At 61.8% G+C, this 369-nt stretch carries 1 protein-coding gene; it reads right to left on the bottom strand.

Going from position 1 to position 369, the window contains the following annotated elements; translation table 11 throughout:
* Positions 1-369, bottom strand: a 369-nt coding sequence (locus IAE33_RS24415; RefSeq protein ID WP_201165766.1) for an IS66 family transposase, incomplete at both ends; no start/stop codon positions are given.

Below are 369 nucleotides of genomic sequence, written 5' to 3'. Positions count from 1 at the left end.
CAGGCTGCGCTCCATGCGGGCAGCCTTACGATCTTCATCGCTGCCGTCCTTGAGGTCGCGCTCGATGCCATACAGCTTTTTGATCAAACTCAGGGCGATGTCTGCGCGTCCGGTTTTACCCTTGGGCTGCACTTGCTGCGCTTCGACGAACTTGCGGCGTGCGTGCGCCCAGCAGCCCAATCGCTCCACGCCGTCCTGTGCAGCCAGCGCGTTGTAACCGGCGTAGTCGTCGGTCATGACATAGCCGCGATAGCCATCCAGCAGGCGCGTCGGCACCTCCTGCGCTCGGCTGGTGGCGTAGTCGAAAAGAATTACTGACCGATCAGGTGGGCCGCCGGTTTGTACCCACATCCAGGATTGGCTACTGGG

It is taken from the genome of Pseudomonas sp. S60 (assembly GCF_016647865.1).
In the GTDB taxonomy this organism is placed as follows: Bacteria; Pseudomonadota; Gammaproteobacteria; order Pseudomonadales; family Pseudomonadaceae; genus Aquipseudomonas; species Aquipseudomonas parafulva.
This window is presented reverse-complemented; position numbering and strand designations above follow the sequence as displayed.